The sequence below is a fragment of the Pseudomonas sp. FA117 genome (genome assembly GCF_057370475.1).
The window spans coordinates 3,539,460-3,565,278 of the sequence record NZ_CM170675.1; the positions used below are offsets into that span (position 1 = coordinate 3,539,460).

The 25,819-nt window shown below is 66.2% G+C and carries 19 protein-coding genes; 18 read left to right on the forward strand and 1 reads right to left on the reverse strand.

From position 1 onward, the window contains the following. The first annotated feature begins 207 nt into the window (after window positions 1-207). Complete coding sequence (locus AC1TXO_RS16355; protein ID WP_486402721.1) at window positions 208-1,632, forward strand: aminotransferase-like domain-containing protein; 1,425 nt, start codon at window positions 208-210, stop codon at window positions 1,630-1,632. Between the two features lie 172 nt (window positions 1,633-1,804). On the opposite strand, the gene AC1TXO_RS16360 is transcribed toward AC1TXO_RS16355, so the two are convergent. After that, window positions 1,805-3,505 (reverse strand): sulfatase-like hydrolase/transferase, encoded by a 1,701-nt coding sequence (locus tag AC1TXO_RS16360; protein ID WP_486402722.1) that lies wholly within the window; start codon window positions 3,503-3,505, stop codon window positions 1,805-1,807. Between the two features lie 385 nt (window positions 3,506-3,890). Between AC1TXO_RS16360 and AC1TXO_RS16365 the strand changes: the two genes are divergently transcribed. From AC1TXO_RS16365 to AC1TXO_RS16445, 17 genes are all read left to right on the forward strand, one after another. Beyond that, entirely contained in the window at window positions 3,891-5,255 is a 1,365-nt protein-coding gene (locus AC1TXO_RS16365) for a UDP-glucose dehydrogenase family protein (protein ID WP_486402723.1), read from the forward strand. Window positions 5,256-5,266: 11 nt separating this feature from the next. Then, on the forward strand, window positions 5,267-6,331 hold the full coding sequence (locus AC1TXO_RS16370) for an NAD-dependent epimerase (protein WP_486406851.1): 1,065 nt from the start codon (window positions 5,267-5,269) through the stop codon (window positions 6,329-6,331). Continuing rightward, window positions 6,328-7,074: a sugar transferase gene (locus AC1TXO_RS16375; protein WP_486402724.1), complete on the forward strand. Its 747-nt coding sequence runs from the start codon at window positions 6,328-6,330 to the stop codon at window positions 7,072-7,074. Before AC1TXO_RS16370 ends, AC1TXO_RS16375 begins: the two co-directional genes overlap by 4 nt. 1 nt (window position 7,075) lies before the next feature. Then, window positions 7,076-7,723, forward strand: coding sequence for a CpsD/CapB family tyrosine-protein kinase (locus AC1TXO_RS16380; RefSeq protein WP_486402725.1), 648 nt, complete (start codon window positions 7,076-7,078; stop codon window positions 7,721-7,723). Between the two features lie 11 nt (window positions 7,724-7,734). Next, complete coding sequence (locus AC1TXO_RS16385; RefSeq protein WP_486402726.1) at window positions 7,735-8,763, forward strand: polysaccharide biosynthesis/export family protein; 1,029 nt, start codon at window positions 7,735-7,737, stop codon at window positions 8,761-8,763. Between the two features lie 14 nt (window positions 8,764-8,777). Next, window positions 8,778-10,352 (forward strand): GumC family protein, encoded by a 1,575-nt coding sequence (locus tag AC1TXO_RS16390; RefSeq protein ID WP_486402727.1) that lies wholly within the window; start codon window positions 8,778-8,780, stop codon window positions 10,350-10,352. Then, the gene (locus AC1TXO_RS16395; RefSeq protein WP_486406852.1) at window positions 10,349-11,497 is read left to right on the forward strand and encodes a glycosyltransferase family 4 protein; all 1,149 of its coding nucleotides are present in this window, start codon (window positions 10,349-10,351) and stop codon (window positions 11,495-11,497) included. Before AC1TXO_RS16390 ends, AC1TXO_RS16395 begins: the two co-directional genes overlap by 4 nt. Then, window positions 11,494-12,861, forward strand: a complete 1,368-nt coding sequence (locus AC1TXO_RS16400) for an O-antigen ligase family protein (RefSeq protein WP_486402728.1) — start codon at window positions 11,494-11,496, stop codon at window positions 12,859-12,861. The genes AC1TXO_RS16395 and AC1TXO_RS16400 overlap by 4 nt, the downstream gene beginning before the upstream one ends. Then, window positions 12,861-13,826, forward strand: a complete 966-nt coding sequence (locus AC1TXO_RS16405; RefSeq protein ID WP_486406853.1) for a glycosyltransferase family 2 protein — start codon at window positions 12,861-12,863, stop codon at window positions 13,824-13,826. Before AC1TXO_RS16400 ends, AC1TXO_RS16405 begins: the two co-directional genes overlap by 1 nt. After that, on the forward strand, window positions 13,819-14,955 hold the full coding sequence (locus AC1TXO_RS16410) for a glycosyltransferase family 2 protein (protein WP_486402729.1): 1,137 nt from the start codon (window positions 13,819-13,821) through the stop codon (window positions 14,953-14,955). The genes AC1TXO_RS16405 and AC1TXO_RS16410 overlap by 8 nt, the downstream gene beginning before the upstream one ends. 9 nt (window positions 14,956-14,964) lie before the next feature. Beyond that, window positions 14,965-15,975, forward strand: coding sequence for a polysaccharide deacetylase family protein (locus AC1TXO_RS16415; RefSeq protein WP_486402730.1), 1,011 nt, complete (start codon window positions 14,965-14,967; stop codon window positions 15,973-15,975). Then, the gene (locus AC1TXO_RS16420) at window positions 15,972-17,276 is read left to right on the forward strand and encodes a lipopolysaccharide biosynthesis protein (protein WP_486402731.1); all 1,305 of its coding nucleotides are present in this window, start codon (window positions 15,972-15,974) and stop codon (window positions 17,274-17,276) included. The genes AC1TXO_RS16415 and AC1TXO_RS16420 overlap by 4 nt, the downstream gene beginning before the upstream one ends. Continuing rightward, window positions 17,273-19,183 carry a hypothetical protein gene (locus AC1TXO_RS16425; protein ID WP_486402732.1) on the forward strand — a complete coding sequence of 637 codons (1,911 nt, stop codon included), beginning with the start codon at window positions 17,273-17,275 and terminating at the stop codon, window positions 19,181-19,183. Before AC1TXO_RS16420 ends, AC1TXO_RS16425 begins: the two co-directional genes overlap by 4 nt. A 34-nt stretch (window positions 19,184-19,217) precedes the next feature. Continuing rightward, window positions 19,218-19,907, forward strand: coding sequence for a GNAT family N-acetyltransferase (locus AC1TXO_RS16430; protein ID WP_486402733.1), 690 nt, complete (start codon window positions 19,218-19,220; stop codon window positions 19,905-19,907). A gap of 3 nt (window positions 19,908-19,910) precedes the next feature. Then, window positions 19,911-21,071: a GNAT family N-acetyltransferase gene (locus AC1TXO_RS16435; RefSeq protein ID WP_486402734.1), complete on the forward strand. Its 1,161-nt coding sequence runs from the start codon at window positions 19,911-19,913 to the stop codon at window positions 21,069-21,071. Beyond that, complete coding sequence (locus AC1TXO_RS16440) at window positions 21,043-21,846, forward strand: ChbG/HpnK family deacetylase (RefSeq protein ID WP_486402735.1); 804 nt, start codon at window positions 21,043-21,045, stop codon at window positions 21,844-21,846. Before AC1TXO_RS16435 ends, AC1TXO_RS16440 begins: the two co-directional genes overlap by 29 nt. Window positions 21,847-21,915: 69 nt before the next feature. Further along, window positions 21,916-25,773, forward strand: coding sequence for a dermonecrotic toxin domain-containing protein (locus AC1TXO_RS16445; protein WP_486402736.1), 3,858 nt, complete (start codon window positions 21,916-21,918; stop codon window positions 25,771-25,773). Window positions 25,774-25,819: the final 46 nt, after the last annotated feature.

The window sequence follows — 25,819 nt, forward strand, 5'->3', positions numbered from 1 at the left end:
TGGCGGCCTGCTGACGCGCCCGGGGTTGCCGCCCGGACGGACTGAACGTGTTGCATCTGGCGATATCTGACACCTAATGTAAAAATGTCCGACACATTGAGCCATGCACAGCGGCATGAAACTCGCACTGCACTGTACAGGCCGCTCATGCAATACACCCGCGACACCCTGCAGGCGCCTGGCGTTATGCACACCTGAAGGCACCCCATGCTGCGACTACATCCGGACTCCCCCACCCCGCTGGTCAACCAGATCATCGACGGGTTGCGCGAGCTCATCGACACCCAGACCCTCAAGCCCGGCGCCAAGGTGCCGTCGATCCGTGCGTTCGCCTCGACCTATTCGGTGAGCACCTTCACCGTGGTCGAAGCCTATGACCGCCTGGTGGCCCAGGGACTGTTGGTCAGCCGTGGCAACGCGGGCTTCTTCGTCAGCCGTTCGGCAGGCGAGCTGCTCGACACCCACACCCCGCATATCGACACAACCCGACCATCGTTCAACTCCGAGTGGTACCTGCAGCAGATCTTCGAGACCCGCCAGTTGCCGTTCAAACCGGGCTGCGGCTGGTTGCCCAACGACTGGATGTACGAAGACGGCCTGCGTCGTGGCATGCGCCAGGTGGCTGGCAGCCCGCTGGAGCTGTCCGGTTATGGCGACCCGATGGGCTTGCCGGAACTGCGCGCCCTCACCGCGCAGAACCTGCAGCAGGAGCTGTCGATCGTCGCCAGCCCATCGCAACTGATGCTCACCCACGGCGCCAGCCAGGCCCTGGACCTGGCGGTGCGTACCCTGGTGCGGCCGGGAGACGTGGTGCTGGTGGATGACCCCGGCTACCCCAACCTGATGAGCATCCTGCGCTTCCAGGGCGCGACCCTGGTCGGTGTGCCGCGCACCCCGGTGGGCTACGACCTCGACCAGCTCGAGCGCTTGCTCGCCCACCATCGCCCGAAGGTGTTCTTCACCCAGCCACACCTGCACAGCCCGACCTGCTCGCGGACACCGCTGGCCCAGTTGCATCGCCTGCTGCAACTGGCCTCGCAGCACGGGGTGCGGCTGGTCGAGAACAACCTGTACGCCGACATGATCGCCGAGCCGCAGCCGTGCCTCGCTAGCCTCGACCATCTGCAGCAGGTGGTCTACGTGGGCAGTTACTCCAAGAGCATCTCGCCCAACGTACGGGTCGGCTACCTGGTGGCCGAGCCCGAGGTCATGCAGCAGTTGCTGCAGTTGAAGATGCGCTCGGGGCTGACCACCTCCCAGGTGATGGAACGCGTGGTGTATGCCGCCGTCATCGACGGGCGCTGGCGCAAGCACCTCAAGCGCCTGCGCCAGCGCCTGGCCGAGGCGCACCAGGAAGTGGGACGCCACCTGCATCGCCTGGGCTTCGAGCTGTTCATCGAATCGGATGAAGGCATGTACATCTGGACCCGCCACCCGGCCATTCCCGACAGCGCGGCGCTGCTCGACGATGCCCTCGAGCAGGGCATCATGCTCGGCCCCGGGCAGTTGTTCATGGTCGACGCCCAGGCCACCGGCTGGATGCGCTTCAATGTGGCGTTCAGCACCGATGCGCGGATGTGGGAGTTGCTGGAGAAGGTGCTGGTCAGGCATGTGCGGCGGGAAGGGCGCTAGGGTCTGTGTGAAAAGTCTTGAGACGAAGGTCAGGCAAGGCGAAAACAGCCGAGGAAGCGGAGTTTACGAGTTGTAAATGAGCATTCCGAGGCTGTTTTCAACGCAGCATGAACGAGTATCAAGGCTTTTCACACAGAACCTAACGCCCTCCCCCGCATTCAGAGTCTTCCCCTCAAGGCATCGCAGTCACGGCCACGTCCTTGGCCTTGTCCGGCGTCACCACCTGGCTCAGGTCGATGTGCCGGAAGTCCGGCTTGGCGCCCAGCCGTGCATTGAAGCGCACGTTGAAGGTGAACGGGTCCTCGGTCGGCACATCCAGGGCCCGACCATAGGTGGCGGTGACCGCAGTGGCGTCGTAGCCCAGCAGTTTCAGCAAGGTCGGGAAGATGTTGTAGTGGCTGGAGGCATTGCGGTTCTGCGCCAGGTGCGACTGCCAGTCCAGCGCCTTGACCGCCTTGCCCTGGATCACCACCAGCGGCACCAACCCTTCCTCGATCACCGGATCGCTGTCGCAGTGGGTATTGAGCCCCGGATTGCCGCGCTCGTGCAGGTCCTGCCCGTGATCGGAGGTGTAGATCACCACTGCCTGGCTCAGGTCGGCCTCGGCGAACAGACGACGGAAGAACTCGCCGACGTTCCAGCTCAGGGTGTTGCGGTAGGCGTTGCGATAGAGCACCCAGTCTTCGGGGCGGCCATCGAAGCCTTCGCGGGTGCCGGTGTCGGCTACATCCGTGTAGTGGCCGCGCGGCAACGCCGGGCGGAAGGTCAGGAACTCGTCGGGGTACTTGTCGTGCACGGGGAAGTGCGCACCGACCTTGTTGATCACGATCAGCTGCGCCTTGTCGTCGCCCAGCAGGTCGACCAGTGTCTGCAGCGCGGCCATGTCGCGCTGCACCACGGGCGTGTCGTCGAACTGGATGAAGCGGTCGATATCGCGCTTTTCGCTGTCGTTCATCAGGTTCTGCAGGTTGCCGCCGGTGCGCTGGGCGTCGATGTAGACCGTGCCCAGCCCTGCACGCTTGGCGTACTGCCAGATCGACGGCAGGGTCGAATTGATGCGCAGGTAGTCGCTGCGCGTCCCGCCATAACGCAGGGTGACGTTGGTGTCGGCACTGCAGTTGGCGACCGAGGCGGCATAGCCGAAATTGACGACATCGACGCCCGGGGGCGCTTGCAGCAGATGGCTGGTCACGCCTGCCGCGGTGTTGAGGTCCAGGTAGTTGCCCGAAATGCTCTCGTCGATCACCAGCACGATGTCGTGCGCCATGGGCTTGCCGGACTGCGCCAGGCTTACCGGTGCGCGCGGGCCGACGCTGTCGTGCAGCGCCTCGTAGCCGAACAGGCTGAGGTAGGCCAGCGGCGTATACATCACCGGCAAGCCACGCGCGCCCTCGCCGGCGCGGATGAACAGCACGCCGATCAGCAGTGCCAGCGCCAGCACCGGTGTCGCCACCGGCAGCAGCCACGGCAGTCGTGGGCGAGGGCCAGGTCGCAGACCCACACCGAACAACAGCAGCAGTGAGGAGAACGCCGCCAGGGTGATCGCATAGTGATACTGCTGCAGCGCCTCCTCGATGAAGCCGCCCGCATAGACCATGGACACGAACGCACTATAGGTGAGGTAGGAGTCGGTAATTCGCATATAAGCATCGAAAAATACCGCACTCACCGCGAACGCCAGCGCCAGCGTCCAGCGCAGCCAGCCCGGGCGTATCCAGGCCGCCAGCAGCAACCCCGCCACCAGCACACCCGCCACCCCCAGGTAGAGCAGCAACGGCAGCCCTATACCCAGGGCTTCCATGCGCTCCCGGTAATAGGCATGAAAGCTCGCCAGGTAGATGAACAGCAGGGCCAGCTTGATCCATCCGCGCATGATTCGACCACTCCGGTCATGGGTTTTCTATCAAACCGTAGCAGGCCTGAAACAAATCACAACTCGGAAAAGTCAATTTTCCGTCGATATTTTGACCCCTTATTCTGGCGCGAAAAGCGTATCGCGGTTGAGACGCTCTATCGGCTATACCCCACATTATTCGCGGCCTGCGACCGTTCATCAGTTCATGAAACGGCCAATTGCCAGTAGCTTTCCACGCTAAACCCCGGATTGGCAAAGGGTTGGTGGCCAATGGCCGTTTTGCTTGGCGTCTGTAAATGCGACGAAACATGCCATTGGTTTGACGCATTTTCCCCAAGCTGAGCTATACAGAAATCACACCACTGTTTCACACCCCTTACTCATCCATACGAGGCACGCCGACATGGACGTGAGCGTTTTTGGCACTGGCTACGTAGGACTGGTACAAGCGGCGGCCCTCGCGGACGTCGGTCACCGGGTCCTTTGCGTGGACGTGGATGCCCACAAGATCAATCAGTTGCGCCAGGGCGTACCGCCGATCAGCGAGCCGGGCCTGTCCGACCTGCTGGAAGACAACACCAGGGAAGGCCGCCTGCTGTTCAGCACCCAGGCCAGCGACGCGGTGAGCCACGCCGAGCTGATCTTCATCGCCGTCGGCACGCCACCCGACGAAGACGGCTCCGCCGACCTGACCCACGTGCTCAACGTCACCCGGCAGATCGCCGGGCTGATGGATGCCGACCGCACCCTGATCATCAAGTCCACGGTGCCGGTGGGTACTGCCGACCAGGTCATGACCCTGGCGCGCGACGAACTGCAGCGCCTGGGCAAAGCCCAGTTGCAGGTGCGCGTGGTGTCCAACCCCGAGTTTCTCAAGGAAGGCAGCGCCCTGGCCGACTGCCTGCGGCCCGACCGGATCATCGTCGGCACCCACGACGAAGTCGCCCACGACCAGCTCGCCGAGCTCTATGCGCCCTTCTGCCGCAATCATGAAAAGCTGATGTTCATGGACAACCGCAGCGCCGAACTGACCAAGTACGCCGCCAACGCCATGCTCGCCACGCGCATCAGCTTCATGAACGAGCTGGCCAACCTCAGCGAGCACCTGGGCGCCGATATCGAGGCGGTACGCCGCGGCATCGGCTCGGACCCGCGCATCGGCTACCACTTCATCTACCCCGGCTGCGGTTTCGGCGGCTCGTGCTTTCCCAAGGACATAAAAGCCCTGCTGCACACCGCCGAACACAGCGGCATGCCCCTGCGCCTGCTGCAGAGCGTCAGCGAAGTCAACGACCAGCAGCGGCGCATCCTGTTCGCCAAGCTCAAGCAGCGCCTTGGCGGCCTGGCTGGCACGTCCATCGCCCTGTGGGGGCTGGCCTTCAAGCCCAATACCGACGACATGCGCGAAGCGCCCAGCCGCTACCTGATGGAAGCCTTGTGGGCCGAAGGCGCCACCGTGCGCGCGTACGATCCCGAGGCGATGGACGAATGCCGGCGCCTGTACGGCTACCGCGACGACCTGCAGCTGTGCGCCACCCGCGACGACACGCTGCAGGACGCCGACGCCCTGGTGATCTGTACCGAGTGGAAGAATTTCCGCGTGGTCGATTTCTCGCTGCTGGCCAGCAAGCTGCGGGCTCGGGTGATCGTCGACGGGCGCAACCTGTACAACCCCGAGCAGGTTGCGGCCCATGGCCTGCACTACAGTGGCATCGGCCTGCGCCACATCGCCCCGCAGCCGACTGCCTCGCAGGTCGGCGCACCATGAATCGGCACACCATGAAAGTGCTGGTCACCGGCGCCGCCGGCTTCATCGGTGCCCACACGTGCCGGCGCCTGTTGCGCGATGGGCATGAGGTGCTGGGGCTGGACAATTTCAACGACTACTACGATCCGTCGCTCAAGCACGCTCGCGTGAAGTGGGTACGCGAGCAGGCCGGTGACTTTGCGCTGCGCTGCCTGAACCTGGCAGACCGCGACGGCATGGCTCGCCTGTTCGCCGAAGAACGCCCCGACGTCGTGGTGCACCTGGCCGCGCAGGCGGGCGTGCGCTACTCGTTGCAGAACCCCCAGGCCTACCTGGACAGCAACCTGGCGGGCTTTCTGAACATTCTCGAAGGCTGCCGGCGCAACCCGGTGCAGCACTTGCTGTACGCCTCCTCGAGCTCGGTCTATGGCGCCAACCAGCGCACCCCCTACCGGGTACAGGACGCCGTCGATCATCCGCTGTCGCTGTACGCCGCCACCAAGAAAGCCAACGAGGCCATGGCCCACAGCTACAGCCACCTGTTCAACATTCCCTGCAGCGGCCTGCGCTTCTTCACCGTGTATGGCCCCTGGGGCCGCCCGGACATGTCGCCGATGCAGTTCGCCCGCGCCATCAGCGAAGGCCGGCCGATCCAGCTGTTCAACCATGGCCGTCACCAGCGCGACTTCACCTACATCGACGACATCGTCGAGAGCCTGGTACGGCTGATGCCCAACCCGCCGCACGCCAATGCGCAGTGGGATGCCTTCAGCCCGGATGCGGCCAGCAGCCACGCGCCCTGGCGCCTGTTCAACATCGGCGGGCAACGCCCGGTGGAGCTGCTCGACTACCTGGCCTTGCTGGAAAAGCACCTGCAGCGCAGCGCGGTGATCGAGCTGCTGCCGCTGCAGCCCGGCGATGTGCTGGCCACCTGTGCCGATGCCAGCGCCCTGGCCCGGGTCACCGGCTTTACCCCAGCGATTTCCCTTGATGAAGGGCTCGGGCGATTCGTCGCCTGGTTCAAGGACTACTACTCGCACAGCGCCACAGACGGCGCACCTGCAGGCGAGCAGTCGCAACAACGGAGGGTGATATGACAGGACAACCGAAAAGCGCCCAGCTGCAGGCGCTGTACCAGGATAAACGCATGGATCCGGCGCACCGCCAGCGCATCGATGCGGCCATTCACATGCAGGGCCGCGGCTGGATGACCGGGCGTGTCGGCGGGCGCCCGTGGACGCTGTCGCGAACCAACCGCGCGCTGTCGTGCCTGGCGGCACTGACCCTGTTGCTGTTGCTGTCGCCGGTGTTCCTGGTGCTGGCGGTGATGATCAAGCGCTCGAGCCCTGGTCCGGTGTTCTTCGTGCAGAAACGCACCGGCTACCGAGGCCGCCTGTTCGGCATGTTCAAGTTCCGCACCATGGTCGCCAACGCCGAGGCCCTCAAGGATTCGGTACGCCACCTGAACAAGCATGGCGCCGACTCCATCGACTTCAAGATCGACAAGGACCCGCGCATCACCCCGGTCGGCAGCTGGCTGCGCCGCAGCAGCCTCGACGAGCTGCCCAACCTGATCAACGTGGTCACCGGCGACATGCGCCTGGTCGGCCCGCGCCCCACCTCGTTCAACGCCTACCGCTACAAGGACAACCACCTCGCGCGGTTGTCGATCTACCCCGGCATGACCGGCCTCTGGCAGATCTCCGGGCGCAGCAACATCGATTTTGACCAACGCGTAGAGCTCGACCTGAGCTACATCAACGAACAGAGCCTGATGCTGGACCTGAAGATCCTGCTCAAGACCCCGTTCAAGGTTTTCACTGGCCACGGAGCAAGTTGAGATGGACGGTTCCACTTCAAGAAGCCTGAGTATCGCCAACCCGAGCGAAACCAACCTGACCGCCACTGTCCTCGACCTCGACCAGCGCACCCTGCTGCTGACCGCGGCCAATACCGGCACCGGCACCAGCACCAGCAGCCTGGCCTTCGCCAGCCAGCTGGCGCTGATGAGCGCAGGCGCCGTGCTGCTGATCGACGGCAGTGCCAGCGCCACCGGCCTGAGCCAGCAACTGGGGCTGAACAAACTGCGCGGCTACACCGACCTGTTGTTCGACGAGGACACCCCGCCACTGGCGCAGGATTGCGTGGTGCACCTGTCCGACCAGCCGTTCGACGTGCTGCCGGTCGGTACCTGGAAACGCGGTCGCGACCGCCTCGACCCGGAACGCCTGCGCATCCTGCTGCGCCAGTTCGCCGCCCACTACCGCTTCGTGGTGATCGACGGCGAAGCCATCTACGCCAGCGCCGACAGCCTGGTGATCGGCACCCTGGTCGATGGCGTGATCCTGGTGGTACGCGCCGAGGATACCCGCAAGGAGGTGGCGCAGGCCGCAGTCCAGCGCCTGGAGCAAGCCGGCGCGCGGCTGATCGGCAGCGTGTTCAACAAGCGCAAGTACTACATGCCCAAGTGGCTGTACGACAACCTGTGAGGACACACGCCATGATCGCCATCAGATACCCCTCGATTGCCCTGTGCGTGCTCGCCCTGGCCGGTTGCGCCAGCCAGGAAAGCCGCGAGATGCCTGTGCAGATACTGACCGCACCGCCTGCCGAGAGCCAGGCCACCGAAGTGGCCCGACGCGAGCAGGTGCTGCGTCCGCAGGACGTGCTGGAAGTGATCTTCCACGTCAGCAACCGCTCCTCCGGGGTGTACCGCATCCAGTCCGGCGACACCCTGGACCTCAACTTCATGGCCGCCAGCGGCCTGAACGGCCAGCAGCTGGTGCAGCCCGACGGCAGCATCACCCTGCCCTCCACCAACGCCGCAGTACGCGTCGAGGGCATGACCACCAGCGAGGCCGAAAGCAGCATTCGCCAGGCCTACAACGACAAGCGCGTGTTCAAGCCCAACCGCGACCAGGTGACGGTACGGGTGCTGAGCCCGATGACCGACGAGATCAACCTGAAGAACGCCCTGAGCCACCCCGGCACCGGCATGAGCCGCGACATCACCGTGGGCAACGACGGGCGCGCCACCTTCCCGGAAATCGGTTCGGTGCCGCTGCAGGGCATGACCGTCAACCAGCTGCGTGACTACCTCAACGAGCGCTACGCCAGCCTGCCGGGGCGCATGAGCGTCGACGTGCTGCTCAAGTCCACTGCCGCCAACGAGATCTACGTGCTCGGCGAAGTCGGCCAGCCCGGGGCGTTCCAGATCCGCCGGCCGGTGTCGGTGCTCGAGGCCCTGACCCTGGCCCGCGGCCCGACCCTCAAGGCCAAGCTCGGCTCGGTGGTGATCATGCGCCGCGAAGGCAACACCGTGCACGCGGTCAACTACGACGTCGACAAGGCCCTCTCCGGCGGTAGCCAGAAACTTGCCTACCTGCAGCCCGAAGACATGCTCTACGTGCCCAAGACCAAGCTGGCCAGCGCTGCCGAGCTGTCCCGGCAACTGGCCGACGTGGTGCTGTTCCAGGGCTTCGGCTTCAGCTTCGCCTACCGCGTCGACAACAAAGACAGCGACAATTGACCGGGGAACGGACCATGACCACGCAACCGAAAGAAAACTATGTGCATGAGTTCTTCCGCATCTTCTTCGCCAACCGCCAGTTGGTGAAACGGGTGTTCCTGATCTTCGCGGTGATCGCGGTGATCCTGCCGCTGGTGCTCAAGCAGAGCTTCGACATCACCGCCGAAGTCATCGTGCAGTCGAAGAAGCTGTCGCAGAGCGACACCAGCTCCTCGCTGGCCCAGCAGGCCGACCAGTTCATCCCGCCGTCGCTGGCCGACATGGAGACCGAGAGCAACATCCTGCGCTCGCCCACGCTGATCCGCCAGACCATCAGCCAGCTGCGCCAGGAAGGCCAGTACCAGGTCGAGCCCGGCCTGCTGCGGCGCACGCTGATCGAGCCGCTGCGCCACGGTATCGTCGAGCCGCTGCAGCGCCTGCTGGGCAAGTCGGTTGCCGACGAGCGCGACACCCAGCTCGATGCCCTCACCGACCAGGCAGTCAAGGACCTCAAGGTCGAGACCCTGCCCGGCTCCAACGTCATCTCGATCAGCTACAGCGCCGATGAGCCGCGGCTCGGCACCCTGTTCGTCGCCCGTCTGCTGGACAACTTCCTGAAGAATCGCCAGGACCTGCAGTCCAACGAATTGCCCGAGACCTTCTACGAGCAGAAGAAACTGCACTACCAGGCACGCCTTGGCGATCTGGAGGGTCAGCGCCTGGCGCTGCTGACGGCAATCGGCTCGTCCGACCCGAAAGAAGAAATCACCTTCCGCCTCAATGCGATCAATACCGAGGAACAGGCGCTCAACCTGCAACGTGACCGCAAGCTGGAGAACCAGCAGTGGCTCGACTACCTGCAGACCAGCCTGGCGGCCGCGAGCAAGGCGAGAATGGTCGACTACGCCTTCCCCTACACCTTCACCACCACGGTCGACAACGTCGCCTTCGAGGACCGCGAGATCAAGCAGCTCGGCGAACAACTGACCACCCAGCTGGCCCGCTACAACGGTGACGCCACGGTGTTCCAGCCCGGTGCCGAACAGATGGTCATGGCCCGCCAGCAGATTGCCCAGCTGCGCGGCCAGTTCCTCAAGATCGTCGAGAACCGCATCCGCGAACGTCAGCAGGACCTGACCGTGACCCAGCAGGTGATCGACCAGAAGACCCAGCGCATCGCCGAGTACAAGGACCGCATCACCGAGTTGCGCGAGACGCAGAGCAAGACCCGCCAGCTCGACACCGAGATCGACGCACTGCACAAGGCCTTCTCCACCTATGCCCAGCGCTACGAAGAAAGCCGTGGCCAGGGCCTGCTCGACGGCAGCCAGTCCAACGCGCGGATTCTCAGCGCGCCCTACGAACCAGCCACGGCATCGTTCCCCAAACCGGGTCTGATCATCCCGTTCGGCCTGGTCACCGGCTTGCTGTTGGCCATTGCCCTGGTCTACGTCAAGGAGTTCTTCGACCACCGCTTCAAGCATCCGGCACAAATCGGCCACGAGCTGGGCCTGCCGGTACTGCTGGTGATCAACGACCAGACCCCGGCGCTGCCCAACCCGCACAAGTCGTGGTCGCTGCCACGCCTGCTGCACTGGGTGCGCAATTGAACGCGGCCGTGCCCGCCGCTGCCCGGCCGATCCTGCACCTGCTCAGCAGTGGCGGGTTCTACGGCGCCGAGCGCATGCTCCTGGACCACTGCCAGGCGACCCCTGGCAGGCACCGGGTGCTGTTTCTCGACGCGCCGCAGGAGCTGGTGATGCGCTTTCGCGAAGCCGGCATCGACTGCCAGGCCTGCCACGGCCTGGGCGATCTGTTCCGGCTGCTGGCGGCGCAGCGCGGCGAACGGCCGCTGATCAACACGCACAACTTCAAGGGCATGGTGTTCGGCTGGCTGGCGGCGACGCTGTGGCGCCTGCCACTGGTAACCACCCAGCACGGCTTCACCCCGCGCAGCACCAAGCAGCGCTTCTACACCTGGCTGAGCCTGCAGTTGTGCCGCACGCCAACGGTAGACACCGTCGTGTGCGTAGCCGAGAGCATCGCCCGCATTCACCGCCAGGCAGGTGTCCCCGCAAGCAAACTGCAGGTCATCCCCAACGGCCTGCCGGAGCCCGCGGCACCTGTGCAATCTTCAACCCCTGTGGGAGCGGGCTCGTCCCGCGATGGCAACACCGCAGTGCACGGCCCGGGATCGCACCAGGCCCCCTGGCTGGCAGGCTATGTTGGCCGGTTGTCCAGCGAGAAAGGCCCGGACCTGTTCCTCGACACCCTGATCCCGCTGTGCCAGCGCCACCCGCAATTGCACGCGGTGATGCTCGGCGAAGGCCCGGAGCGCGCCACACTACAGGCACGCATCGACGCTGCCGGGCTGCGCGAGCGCATCACCCTGCCGGGCTTTCAGCGTGACATGCAGGCCTGGATGACCCGGCTGGACGCCCTGGTGATCAGCTCGCGCACCGAAGGCACACCGATGATCCTGCTCGAAGCCATGCAGGACGGCGTACCGGTGGTTGCATTCGGTGTCGGTGGCATCCCCGACGTCATCGAACATGGATGCAGCGGACTGCTCGCCGCACCGCTGGATGTGAAAGCGCTTGGCGACCACCTGCAGGCCCTGCTGGACGATCCGCAACAGGCCGCAGAGCTGGTCGCGCGCGCCCGCCAGACCCAGCGCCAACGCTACCACCTGCCGACCCTTGCACAACGCTGGGCCCTGGTCTACCAGGGCACCGCCAAGGAGGTTGTCGCATGATCATCCCCCTGTCGCTGGTGGGCCTGGTGGCCCTGCTGTCGCTGGGGCTGCTGGCCAGCCCCTACCCTTACCTGGCACCCGGCGCTGTGGTCGGCCTGGCAGGTGTGCTGGTGCTGTACCGCAAACCGGCCTGGGGTCTGCTGGCGATCGCCGCGCTGGTGCCACTGGAAGGGCTGCTCAAGGACAGCCTCGTCTCCGGCGCCAAGCTGATCGGCCTGGGCCTGGTGCTGATCCTCACCCTGCAACTGGCCGTGCGCCAGCTGCCTGGCGAGCGTCTGCGCAGCAACCTGTGGCGCTTGCTGATCCCGTTCATGGCCCTGTACCTGCTGAGCCTGTGGACCAGCGACAGCGTCGAGCTGTCGGTACTGCACCTGCGCGAATTGCTGGTCGGGCTGGTGGTGTTCGTCATCACCCTGCTCGTGGGGCGCGACCTCAACCTGCCGATGCTCGCGCGGTTGATCACCGTCAGCGTCTGCGTGACCTGCCTGTTCGCCATCTTCTCCACCAAGTACCAGGAGCAAGGCCGCGCCTCGGCCATGCTCGACCCCAACGCCTTCGCCCTGCTGATCACCATCGCCATGCCGCTGGGCTTGTGGCTGGCGATCAAGGCCCGGCAGATTCCGCTCAAACTGTTCTGGGCCGGCTGCTGCCTGCTACTGCTGGTGGGCATGACCAAGACCGAGTCGCGCTCGGGCCTGGTGGTGCTGCTGATCAGCCTGGGCATCGTGCTGTACAACTACCGCGAGCAGCTCGCGCACATCCGCCCGCGCCACCTGGGCTTCGCCATGCTCGGCCTGGCCATCGTCCTGCCGCTGGGTGCAGCCTTGATGCCGGCCGGCTACGCCGAGCGCATCCAGTCGCTGATGCTGCTCAAGTCCGGGGTCAACGCGCACCAGGACGAATCCCTCGGCCGGCGCTCCTCGTACCTGGTCGTGGGCAAGGAGATGATCAGCCACAGCCCGATGCTCGGCACCGGCCCCGGCACGTTCCCGCTGCACTACGCCGACACCGGGTTCTCCAAGGCCTTCGCGCCGGTCAACAGCAAGACCACCGACCTCTACCGGCGTGCCCACAACACCTACCTGGAGCTGTTCAGCGAAACCGGCGTGCCGGCCGGCCTTGCCTTCGTCGGCATGATCGCCCTGGCCCTGCGCAACTTCTGGCAGGCCCGCGCCGCCTGGCGCGCGGCCGGTGACCACGACCGCGCCGACCTGATGACCCACCTGACCATGAGCATGCTGGCCATCGGGCTGTTCCTGATGTTCCTGAGCGCACCCAGCCACAAGTACCTGTGGCTGATGCTGGCGCTGTCCAGCGTGCTGCTGCGCCAGGCCGCCGAGCCCCGTAGCGGGGAGGCCGCATGATGAACCAGGTGAGCATCGTCATTCCCATGTTCAACGAAGCCCGGCATATCGGCCGCACCCTCGATGCCGCGCGCAAGGCCGCGCACTGTGCAGGGCTGAGCTGCGAGCTTATCGTGGTCGACAACGGCTCCAGTGACGACGGTCCAGGCATTGCCCGCCAGCACGGCGCCCAGGTGCTGAGCCTGCCGGGCGTGGCCATTGGCGCCCTGCGCAACCAGGGCGCGCAGGTCAGCCAGGGCGAGTGGCTGGCATTTCTGGATGCCGACATCGAGGTGCCGGACAACTGGCTCGACCTGCTGCTGGGTCTGCAGCGCCGCGGTGAAGGCGATGTCTTCGCCCTGGACTGCGACACCCCGCGCCAGGCGCCGTGGTTCGCCCATGCCTGGCAGCGTCGCACCCTGCGTGCCGGTCAGACAGTGCAGGACTGCACCTGGCTGCCCACCCCCAACCTGCTGATGCGCCGCACCTGGTTCGACCAGGTCGGCGGCTTCGACGAGCGCCTGCGCACCGGCGAAGACAAGGACTTCACCCTGCGCCTGCACGAGGCTGGCGCGCGCCTGCGCGTGCTGCGCCAGCCGGTGGTGCTGCACTGGGGCTTCGAGGGCAGTTGGGGCGAATGGCTGGGCAAGGAGATGTGGCGCCAGGGTAGCCACCTGCAACTGTTGCGCAGCCACGGCGTGAGCCTGCGCCTGCTGCGCTTCCCGCTGCTGTCGGTCGGTGCCTGGGTACTCGATGCCATGGCCTTGTCGATGCTGCTCGACGGCTTCCCCCACGTGGCCCTGGCGCTGCTGCTGATCAGCGCCCTACCGGCCCTGGCACTGAGCCTGCGCCAGAGCCTCAGGCACCGCGACCCGCTGCTGACCCTGCAGCTGTGGGGCCTGCACTGGCTGCGCCTGCACCTGGCCGGCGCCGCATTCATCCTCAGCCTGTTCAACCGCACCGCAAGGAGGCCCGCCCGTGGCTGAGCTCATTTTCTGGCTGTGCCTGCTGTTGCCGCTGTATGCCTGGGTCGGCTATCCCCTGCTGCTGACCCTCGTCGCGCCATTGTTCCCGCGCCGCACCCCGGGGCCGCTGGCGCCGCAGCGGGTCAGCGTGGTGATCGCTGCACACAACGAAGAACGACACATCGAGGCCAAGCTGGCCAGCGTGCTGGCCCAGGACTACCAGGCCGCCGACCTGCAGGTGGTGGTGGCCAGCGACGGTTCCAGCGACCGCACCGTGGCGCTGGCCCGCGCCGTGGACGATCCGCGGGTACAGGTGCTCGACCTGCCGCGCCTGGGCAAGACCGGCGCGCTGAATACCGCGGTGAGCATCTGCCGCGGCGATATCCTGGTGTTCACCGACGCCGACAACCAGTGGGCCGGCAATACCCTTGGCCTGCTGCTGGCGCCTTTCGCCGACGCCCAGGTGGGCGGCACCGCCGGGCACATGATCATCCCCGACCCCGGCAAGGGCCTGAGCCTGGGCGACAGCCTGTACCGCCATTACGAAGCCTGGGTGCGCAAGGTGGAGAACCGCACCGGCTGCATGGTCTCGGCCGACGGTGCCCTGCTCGCCCTGCGTCGCCCGCTGTACCAGGCGATTCCCAGCCAGGTCAACGACGACTTCTACATCAGCACCTGCGCCCCTGCCGCAGGCCAGCGCATCGTCTACGTGCCCGAGGCGATCGTGCTCGACCAGGGCGTGGACGAAGCCGACAAGCAGTTCCGCCGCCGCCAGCGCGTCACCGTCGGTGGGCTGCAGAGCCTGGCCGCGCGGCGCGAGTTGCTCAACCCGATGCGTCACGGCCTGTATGCCATCGCCCTGATCAGCCACAAGCTGATTCGCCGCCTGGCACCGGTACTGTTGCTGCCCCTGCTCCTGGCCAATCTGTGGCTGGTCGGCCAGTCGCACTTCTATCACCTGACCCTGGCCGCGCAACTGCTCGGCTACGCCGCCGCAATCGCCGGCCTGCTCGATGCCGGTCATCGCCTGCCCAGGCCGTTCCGCCTGGCCGCCTTCGTGCTGGTGACGCTGGCAGGCATGAGCGTCGGCCTGTGGCAATTCCTGCGCGGGCACAGCTACAGCCAATGGAACCCCGACCAGAATCGATGAGCGACGGACATGCCGATCAAGACCCGGATCAAACAGGCCAGTGGCTGGCTGTATTTCAAGTCGCCCAAGGGCCGCGCCGAACTGCGCGGCGCCGGGGTGATCCTGATGCTGCACCGGGTGCTGGCCGATGACGCCAGCGCCGCGCTGCCCCATCGCAACGAACTGTGCGTCGGCCCCCGAGCGTTCGAAGGCCTGCTGCGCTGGCTGCCGCGGCATTTCGACTGCGTCAGCCTCATGGACCTGCTCAAGGACCACGAGTCCGCTCGCGGCCACCAGCGGCCCAAGGTCGCCCTGACCTTCGACGACGGCTGGCGCGACAACGCCAGCAACGCCTTCCCGCTGCTGCGCAAGCACCAGGTGCCGGCGAGCATCTTCCTCTCCACCGACTACATCGGCAGCCGCCAGCGCTTCTGGTGGGAGAGTGTCGGGGAGACCCTCTGGGGCAGCCACGGCGAGCCGGCGCGGCACAGCCTCATCGAGTACCTGCGCAAGCTGGGCCGACCGCTGCCGGCCGCCTACTTCATGAACGACCGGCCACACACCCGCAGCCTGGTCCTGGCGCACTACCTGCAGAGCCTCAAGAGCCTCAGCCCGCAGGCCCTGCAGCAACTGACCGACGCCTGCCCCGGCGAATCGCTGCCCCAGGCCATGGACTGGCAACAGGTACGTGAGCTGGAGGATTCGGGCCTGGTGCGCTTCGGCCCGCACGGGGCCAGCCACGCCTTGCTGCCCTACCTCGACGACCAGCGCCTGGACGAGGAACTGCAACGCAGCCACGCCGCGCTGCAGCATGGTTGCCAGCACCCGCTGCCGGTCTACTGCTACCCCAATGGCGACCATGACGACCGCGTTCGCGCACGGGTCGCGGCGCACCGCTACCCCTTCGCCCTGGGCACCCGCGCCGGGATCTGCCAGGGGCATGAGGATCCGCTGGCCCTGCCGCGCATCGGCGTCAGCCAGCGCAACGCCAGTCGCCCGTCGCTGCTGGCCTGGCGCATCAGCCGCGGAGGCCGCTCATGAGCCGCAATCACTACCTGCGCCACCTGGCGCTGAGCATGGGCACCAAGCTTGCGATGATCGCCCTGCGCCTGCTGCGCAACGTGCTGTTGGCACGCATCCTCGGCCCCAGCGAACGGGGGCTGTTCGCCCTGCTCAGCACCCTGCCCGACCTGATCAGCGCCGCCACCAGCGGCGGCTTGAACAGCGCGGTCGGCTACCAGGCCGCCAAGCAGCGCGACATGGGCCTGCTGCTGACCCAGGTGCTGGTCTACGGCTGCCTGCTGGCAGGGCTGTTGACGCTGGTCTGCGTGGTGCTGGTGCGCGAGTTCGGCAGCCAGCTGGACATCACCCTGCAACTGGGGTTGCTGGCCTGGCTGTTGCTGCTGGCGGTGCCGATGACCGTGCTCAAGAGCGGCCTGCTGACGCTGCACAACGCCAGCGGTGGTGTCGGCGCGTTCAATGCCCTGCGCCTGACCGAATCGCTCGCACCTTTGCTGCTGTTTCTCGCGCTGTTCTGGATGTGGCGCGAAGAGGCGCTGGAAGCGGCGTTGATCAGCTGGCTGGCGGGCATCGCGCTGGTCCTGGTGCTGGGCCTGTGGTGGTTGCGCCGCCAGCATCCGCTGGCCCTGCGCTGGGACCGCAGCGGCCAGCGCGAGCTGCTCGGCTACAGCGCCAAGAGTCACCCGGACCTGTTGTTCCAGCAGGTGATCCTGCGCTCGGACTACCTGTTCATCGGCGCCATGCTCGGCAGTACTGCGCTGGGCCATTACGCCATGGCCAGCGCCGCCGCCGAACTGCTGCTGATCGTCCCCGAGGCGGTCACCACACCGCTGATGAAACGTCTGCTGCAGCAGGACGCCGGCATGGAGAAACTCACGCCACTGGCACTGCGCCTGACCGCCACGGTGATGCTCGGCGCCTGCCTGTGCATGGCGGTGATCGGCGACTGGCTGATCGTCACCCTGTTCGGCGCCGCCTACCAGCCGGCCTATCCGGCACTACTGGCCTTGCTGCCCGGCCTGCTCGGGCTGTGCTACGCGAGCATCCTGCGCCTGGACCTGCTGGGCAAGAACCGCCCCGGCACGGTATCGCTGATGATGGGTGCAGGCGCTGCGCTGAACCTGGTGCTCAATGTGCTGCTGATCCCGACCTGGGGCATTGTCGGGGCCGCCGCCGCTTCGTCGATCGCCTACCTGGCGGTGACCGTGGCCATGCTGGCGCTGTACTGCCGCCTCAGTGGCGTGCCGGTGCTGCGTACCCTGATCATCCTGCCCAGCGACTTCGCACCGCTGCGCCAGATGCTGCAACGGAGGCCGGCATGAAAGCCTGGCTGCTGCTCTGCGCGCTGGGCACCCCGCTGGTGCAGGCGGCCAGCCTGCAGTGGGGCGACATTCGCGATGGCAGCCTGTACCTGCAACCTGCGCGCAACGACGAACTGCGCCTGCGCTGGCACCCGGCCTGGCAGGCCGATGCCAATGCCGAGCGCATCTACCTGCTCGACGGCCGCGGCCAACTGCGCGGCGAGCGGGCGATCAAGGCCGAGGAACTGCGGGGAGAGCAACGCTGGCCACTGACCGCCGATGCCGGCCCTTATCGCCTGGAAGTCCCCGGCTACAGTTTCCGCGGCTACCAGGTCGAACACAGCGACAGCACACGCGCCCTGTTCGCCCCGGCCAAGGTGCACTTCAGCGCCGAGGTCGGGCCTCGGGTCGAGCTGTATTTCCGGGTCAAGGCCGGTGAGCACGCGACCCTGGCCGGCAAGTACCATGGCGGCGTACGCGGGCTCTCGGCCCAGCGCCTGAGCGACGGCCAGCAGGTGGAAGTGGCGCTCAAGCCCTACCCGGCCTACTGGCGCTTCGACCAGCAGGCGCTGCCGCCCAGCCCGCGGGACGAAACCTGGCGCCTGCGCCTGCAGGGCCGTGGCAAGGCGGCGTTCTGGCTCGATGGCAGCGCCAACCTGTTCGCCCAGCGCGCCGACCAGTTGGGCGATATCGCCAACCTGCAGGGCCAGGTCCGACTTGCGCTGCACGGCAAGGTGCTCGGCAAGACGCCCTTGCTGGGCGTCAACCTGCCCTACGTGCTGCCGCCAGCGTCGAGCTTCGCCGTACTGGACGCCCTGCGCCCGCAGGCCGCCGGCTACTACAGTTTCATGGACGTGCTGGCCCGCCAGCCCGGTTACGAAGACGCCTGGCGGCGCCTGTACCCGCAGCGCTTCGGCATCAGCCAGGACATCACCCTGCTCGCCGGCACTGGCCGGCGCGCCGACCTTGCCGCCGATCGCACCAGCCACGACGGCCTGGACGCCTGGCTGGCCGCCACCGCCCGCCTGGGCGGCAAAGGCCTGCACTACCTGGCCTTCGCCGACGAGCCCAACCTCAATTACCGCAACTACGAGAGCTACCGCGACTTCTTCATCGGCATGGCCCAGCGCGTTCGCGCCTGGCCCGGCGCCCACGAAGCCGGGGTACGCATTGCCATGCCCGCCTCCTCGCGCCTGCTCGGCGGGCCCTTCACCCAGGGCAGCAAGGATCTGCGCGGTATCGACTGGGCCCGGCGCCTGCTCAAGGAGCAAGGCTCGCAGATCGACGCCCTGGCCTGGCACGAGTGGATGGTCCGCGATCTGCTCGCCACCCGCAGCTACAGCGACAGCGTACGCCAGGCCGCGGCTCTGGTCGGCCTCGACGCCCAGGGGCGTCCGCGCAAGGCCTTGCTGCTCGACCAGACCAACCTCTCCAGTGGTTCCAGCCTCAGCCCCTACGACCAGAACACCCACTACGCCGGAGTGTGGTGGGCATCGGTAGTGATCAACGCCTCGAAGGATGGCCTGCTGGACATGCTCAACTGGTTCCACGTCGCCGACGAACCCGAATGGCCCAAGGGCATGGTCCGTGTGCTGGGCGACGACCGTTTCGAGCTCAAGCCGGTGGGCCTGGCCCAGCAGTTCATCCAGCGCCATTGGCTGCGTCAGGTGCTGGCCCTGGACAACGACGCCTTCGAAGTCGACGCCCTGGCCATGGCCGAAGGCCGCCAGCGCAGCCTGCTGGGGGTGAACAAGGCCGAGCGCGTGCAGCAGGTCGAGCTGGCCCTGGGCGACTGCCCGGTCGGCCAGTTGGAACTGTTCGGCCCCGACAACCAGCCCCGCCGCGCCAGCTTCAGCTGCCGGCAGGGGCAGATCCGTTTTCAACTGCCAGGGCAGACCCTGTTTGCCCTGACCTGGAGCGCGTCATGAGACGCGCCTCGACCTGCCAAGAACAGGAGGCACCATGCGTGCATTGAGCAAGATCCAGGATCGCATCAAGCGCAAGGGACTGCGCAACACCCTGAGCAGCGCCTGGCGACACTATGTCTTCTATCATTGGGAGCTGGTGTGGATGGAACGCGACCTGGAAACCCCGGTGCCCCCGCACCGCCTCAAACCCTATGCGCCACTGCGCATCGAAAGCATCACCGTGAACAACGTCAAGGCGTTCGCCAGGCACTTCGGCGACCGTGTCGAAACCATGCGCGAGCTGGCCGCCGAAGGGCACACCGGGCTGATGTTCCTCGACGATGACGGCGACACCGTGGCCTTCATCTGGGGCAGCGCCCGCCACTATCACGACCGCCATTACTATGGGTGCTGGTTCCCGGTGGGACCGGGCGAGTTCTTCGAGTTCGGCGGCGAGCTGATCCGCAAGTACTGGGGCAGCGAGCTGTCGGTCGACCTGCAGGTGGCGCTGTGGAAGGCCATGGCGGCGCAGGGCTGCACCAAGGTGGTCGACGTCTGTGAACAGCACAACATCCCGGCGCTCAAGCTGCACCTGCGCATGGGTTACCAGGAGCAAGGACGCATCATGAATGTCTACTGCCTGTTCGGGCGCTGGAAGTTCTTCCGCGAAAGCCGCTACAGCGAATCGCGCCTCGCACTGCTGCGCAAGCCGGCGTCCGAAAGCGCCACGGCCACGGCGTCCTGAGCCATGGCCCTGCAATTGAGCTGGTGCGCCTCGCTGCGCACCCACGGTTTCCCCGCCGCCGCCTACGAGGCGCTGCGCCAGCGCGTGGCCGGCAGCACCCCCTTCAACCACCTGGGCTGGCTACGCGCTGCCGAGGCCACGCTGCAGCCGGGCCAGCAGCTGCAGGTTCTGCTCGGTCACCTCGACGGTCGCCTGTGCCTGTGCCTGCCGCTAGTGCGCGAACGCCAGGCGGTCGGCCCGCTGAACGTGCCGGTGGTGCGTCACCTGGGCCATCCGCTGAGCGACCGCATCGCCCTGCTGCTCGACTTGCCGGCGCAGCATGCCAGGGAAGTGCTGCAGGCCATCCGCCGACACCTGCCCCATGCCCTGCTGCAACTGAGCGAGGTGCCGGAAGGCGGCGACCAGGCCTGGCTGCGCCAATGGGCGACGGCCAGTTCGACCTTCGAACAGCGCCTGAGTTGCCGGGTGCCGGTGCACCGGATCAGCGAGAGTGATCGCCAGGAAGTCAGCGGCGATCCGCGCTACAAACTGCGCCGTGCACGCAAGCGCATCGCCGCCTGTGGTGCCCAGGTGCGCCGGGTTATCGCGGATCGCGACAACATCAGGCCATTGCTCGACGCGATCAGTGCAGTGGAGGCCGCCAGTTGGAAAGGCGACGATGAGGTCGGCATCTTCTCGGGCAGCCAGCGTTGCCAATGGATGTACCAGGCCTTGACCACGCTGGCCGCCGACGGGCTGGTCTGCCTGGTGCTGCTGGAACTTGACGGGCGCTGCATCAGCTACCGCCTGGGCCTGCTCGAACGTGGCCGGCTTTACGACTACAACCTGGCGTTCGTCCCCGAACAACGCGACCTGGGCAGTGGCCGGGTGTTGCTCGAAGAGTGGATTCACTGGGGCCTCGACGAGGGCTGGAGCTGGATCGACGCCTCGCGGGTAAGCCTCGAGAACTCCAGTCATCAGTTGCACGAGCGCCAGACCGGGCAGGTCGAACAATGGCGCCTGAGCTGCTACAGCTGGCGTCCCGACGGTATCGCCCTGGGCCTGGCCCTGCGCTGCTGGCGCTGGCTCAAGCCGCGCCTGCGCAAGACCGACAGCCCGGCTACGGTCACCCCCAACCCAACACAGGAACGCCCGGATGCCATCCCAGGTCATAGTCAACGCTGACGACTTCGGCCTCAGCGCCCCGATCAACGCCGTGATCCTGCACGCCTTCCAGGCCGGGCTGATCAGTTCGGCAACGCTGATGGCCAACATGCCGGCCTTCGAAGCCGCCTGCGTGCTGGCGCAACAGCCGTTGCTCAAGGGCCGCATCGGCCTGCACTTCAACCTCACCTACGGCCGGCCGCTGAGCCAGGCGATCCTCGCCGAGCGACGCTTCTGCACCGCCCAGGGCGAGTTCGACCTGGGCCTGCGCCAGCGCACCCTGCGCCTGTCGGCAAGCGAGCGCGAGGCCGTGCACCAGGAGCTCGAGGCCCAATGGCAGCGCTGCGCGGCCCATGGCGTCATGCCCAGCCACCTGGACTCGCACCAGCACGTACACAACATCTGGCCGGTGGGTGAGGTGGTTGCGCGTTTCGCTCGTGAGCGGGGCGTGCCGGTGCGCCTGGCACGCAACGTCGGAGCCAACATCGGCCCGGTGAAGCGGGCCTTCAAGACCCTACTCAACCGACGCCTGAAGCAGCTGTGCGGGGTGACTGCCGACTACGTCTGCACACCCCTGGACCTCAAGGCCGGACTGGCCCCGAGCCATGGTGTACTGGAAGTGGTCGCCCACCCCAGCGCACTGGGCGGACATGACTTCGGCGATGCGTACCTGGCCACGGGAGAGTCGCTCAAGAGCCTGGTCGACCAGCGCCTGCAGGGGGTGGCGCGAATCGGCTACACCGAGCTGAACCTGTCGTGTCGCACCCCGGGTACCACATTCAACCACCTCACCTGACATCTATGTACCGCTCGCCGGGTCACTGAATCGTGCCTCCTGTCGCCTTCTTGAACAGGAGGCACCACCATGCCCTACGACGCTACCCACCCTCACCAGCAATTGCTGCACACTCGCCTGCCGATCTGGGCTTCGACACTTTCGGCCGCACACTGGCAGGAGCTGGGCGACAGTCTCCTGCCGGCACAGGGACTCCCGGGTGATCAGGCCGACTGGTTCACCAACGCCCAACCGGCATTGCGAGAAGCCCTGCTCGCAAGCCAGGGCCAGCTGGACACGGCACGCTATCGCCTGGCCCGTGCCCTGAAGGGGCTTCAGCCTATCACCGGGTTTGCCGAGCCGCTGCTTGCCGAGCGTCTCAAGCGTGACCATCAGTTCCAGGCCCCCTTGCACACGACCGAACTGGTCTGGCTGCACCACCTTTTCACCCATCAGGTCTACGTCACCAGCCACGAACGCCGTTCGCTGCTGGAGGCTGCGTTGCACAATTTCGCCGACGATGTCGGTTTCAGCCGCGACAGCGCCCTCGCCCTGCAAGGCGACACCGAGGTCCGTCAGGTCATGGTGACCGGCAAGACGACCCTCGGCGACAGCGATACCGAGGTGGATATCGCACTGGCCAGCGAACGGTTCGAGATCAAGGCACTGCCCCTGGCCCCTGCGCTATTCGCAACCACCTGCCGTGAGCTGGATCTGGGCGGTCAGTACCAGCAACACCTGGACAGCCAGTTCGCCCGCGCCGAGGTGCGACCTTCGGCAATCGCGCTGTACAAGGCAAACCTTCGCGTCAGCGCCGACCTGGCGCGCCTGCGCCAGTACATCAGCGGCGCTGCGGTGAGTGTCGTGCAACGCTTGATCGACGACGACTCGACCTGCCACTGCCAGCAGCTCGAGCTGTTCGGCGTGCGCCTGCACGAAGCGCTGCTGATCGATCGCGGCGATGCCGGACTGCTGCTCTACCTTCCCCGGCATGAAAAATCGCTGCGTAGCTTCAGTGATATCGATGCCGTGCAGGCGCAACTGCGTGAGGACCTGCTGACGCCGGCTTTGCGCGAGCGGTTCAACGGCTACCTGCCAAAGGCGCAGCAGGCGGCATTCCTCAGCCGCGCCAGGCAGAACCTCGACACCTCCACGGTGACTGGCTACGACCAGCCCTGGACCCTGCCCGCCAATGCGGACCTGCACCTGAAGCGCCTGGACATCCACGCACCACTCTTCGACTTCCTGCATGACGATCACTTCGCTCGGCTCAAGGCCGAAGCGCGCCTGTTCGCCGTCCCCACCGCCGAAGCGGACGAGCAGGCGCGCAAGCGACGCCTGGCCGAGTGGCAGAGCCTGGGACTGAATGCCCTGATGGCTGCCAGCTTTGTCATTCCTGCGGCTGGCGTGGTGATGCTGGCCGTGACCGCCTGCCAACTGCTGGAAGATACCTACGAAGGCTACCAGGCCTGGAGCGTCGGTGATCGGCACGAGGCCTTGGGCCATCTGAAGGTGGTCGGCCTGAACCTGGCGATCATCGCCGGACTGGGAGCTGCAGGCACCGTCGTCGGCAGGCTGTCCAGCACGCCGTTGATGGAAAGCCTCGCGCCCGTCGAGCTGGGCGATGGCAGCCAACGCCTCTGGCGACCTGACCTTTCGCCCTACCGCTTCGAAAGCACGCCTGTCGGGACGGAGGATACCCACCCCTTGCGTATGGACGGTCATTGGTACCAGCGACGCCTCGATACGAAGCAGCAGGCCTGGAGGCTCGTTCACCCCACCGATGCCGACGCCTACCAGCCACTGTTGGTGCATGACGGCAAAGGCGCGTGGCGGGCCGAACTCGAACGCCCGCAGGACTGGCAACTGGGCACCCTGGTCAAGCGCCTGGACGAGCGCCTGGACGACCTTGCGCCGGCATACCTGGAAAAGGCGGCGAGCATCAGCGGCATGGACGACGTGCAACTGCGCGCGCTGCACCTGAGCAATACTCCCCCTCCCCCCTTGCTCGCCGACACCCTTGCGCGCCTGAGCGCAAGGCAGCGGATTGCAAGTGCAGACGGCAAGGCGTTCGCCGACGCCTATGAAGCCAGCGTGCCCGTCCACGCGCACGAGGCAGCGATGCAGCAGCAGTACCCAGGGCTGAGTGCCCCGCTGTGCAGACGCGTGCTGCGGTCGATGACCGCGGCGGAGCAAACGGCCTGGAACACGCAGCGCACCCTGCCCGTGCACCTGATCCAGGTAGCACGTGCCCTGGAAAGCGAACTGCCGCTCGTCCGAGGCCTGGAGGGCCTGTACTTCCCGGAGATGGCCAACGCTCACAGCCAGCGCCTGCTGCTCAAGGCCATGACAGCCCTGGACGGCTGGCCGAGGGCGGTACGTCTGGAGTTGCGCGCCAACGGTCCTCAGGGACGTACGCTGGCCATGGCGGGCAACCGCAAGGCCACCGGCCTGCGCGTCATCATCAAGACGGCCCAGGGGTACGAACCCTACCTGGGCGAACGCCCTGCGCCGGTAAAGGCCCACGCCGACCTTTCTCAGGCGGTGCTCGAGGTGCTGTCGGTCAGGGAGCGGGCGATGCTGGGCCTGAAGAGGGGCTCTGCCGACACGCTGCATGCGCGTCTGGCGATGCTCGTCAACGCAGACCGCCATGGCTATGCCCGGCAGTTGCGCCCATTCGCCGAGTTCGCCTGGCCACAGCGCGGTCAATTGCGCGGTGGCGCCCCCCTCGAACCTGCCCCGGGGCCTGGACCCGCACCACAACCCGGTCCGATCAACCGCACCCTGTTTCGCCAGGTTCAGCACATCTATCCCAACCTGCCCGAAGCAGGCGTCGAAGCTTTCTTCAGCGCAACCCAGGCGCAAGGATTGAACCCCGAGCAGGCGGTGGCAGCCCTGACCACCCAGTACCAAGCCTTCGAAACCAGCCTGGGTGCATGGGCAACCGGTTCGCCTGAACGGACCCGAGCCACGGCACAACTGCGCAGCGCCTGGCGTGGCACGAGTCACCAGCAAGTCAGCGGACAGATGCAGTTCTCGTTGAACCTGGCGGACATCGACCTGAACGACACCGACCTTGCCAGCCTGGCACTGCCTGATCACTTCCCCCATGTCCAGGTACTCGACCTGGCGCGCAACCCACGGCTGACCACGCTGCCGGACACATTGCTCGCACGCCTTCCCAACCTGCAGACGCTGACCCTGGACGGCTGCGCCCTGCGCCAGATCCCCCAACTGAGGAACCCGCAAGCCCTGCTGCTGCTGGACCTGGAAGACAACCAACTGATCTGGGACGACCAGGCGCAGCAGATGCTCGAGCAGATGGTCAACCTCAGGACCCTTGACCTCACCAACAACCCTTTGGGTCACGCCCCCAGCATCGTGGCACTGCGCGAGCTGGATGCACTGATGCTCGGTGGATGCGAGCTGAGCGAATTCCCTGCAGGCCTGGCGAACATGCGCGCACCGAACATCCTCAACCTGTCGGAGAACCGCTTCACGCAACTGCCACAACCGCAACCGTTGGCAGAACCGATTGCCCAGATGATGCGCCTCGAAAGCCAGCACATGAGCGAGGCAATGACTGCTCAGGTCAACGCCTACTACGTCCGCTACGGCGTGGACCTGATGGTCGCGGCGCATGAATACGAAGCCTTGCTGTCCATGGCCGACGAAGAAGACCTGGCAACCTGGGAGCGACTGCCTCTGCAGTACCGCCGCGACCTGCGGCAACTGATCGACGATGATGCATTCAACGCAGCGCCCGATGTCGCCCTGGCGGAAATCTGGCGGCGCCTGCACCTGCTGGATCAAAGCCAGGCCCTGCGTGAGCTGGCCATTGCGGACGGTGCCGCACAACTGCTGGCACTGCCTTTCCCACCGCCGCCTGCGCTCGAGCCCATCGAAGTACCGGAACCGCCTGCACCTGTCGTCCATCCCGAAGAATGAGCTGCCGACCACCCGTCGGGGTCGGTGAGTGCGCCGACGGGAAGTC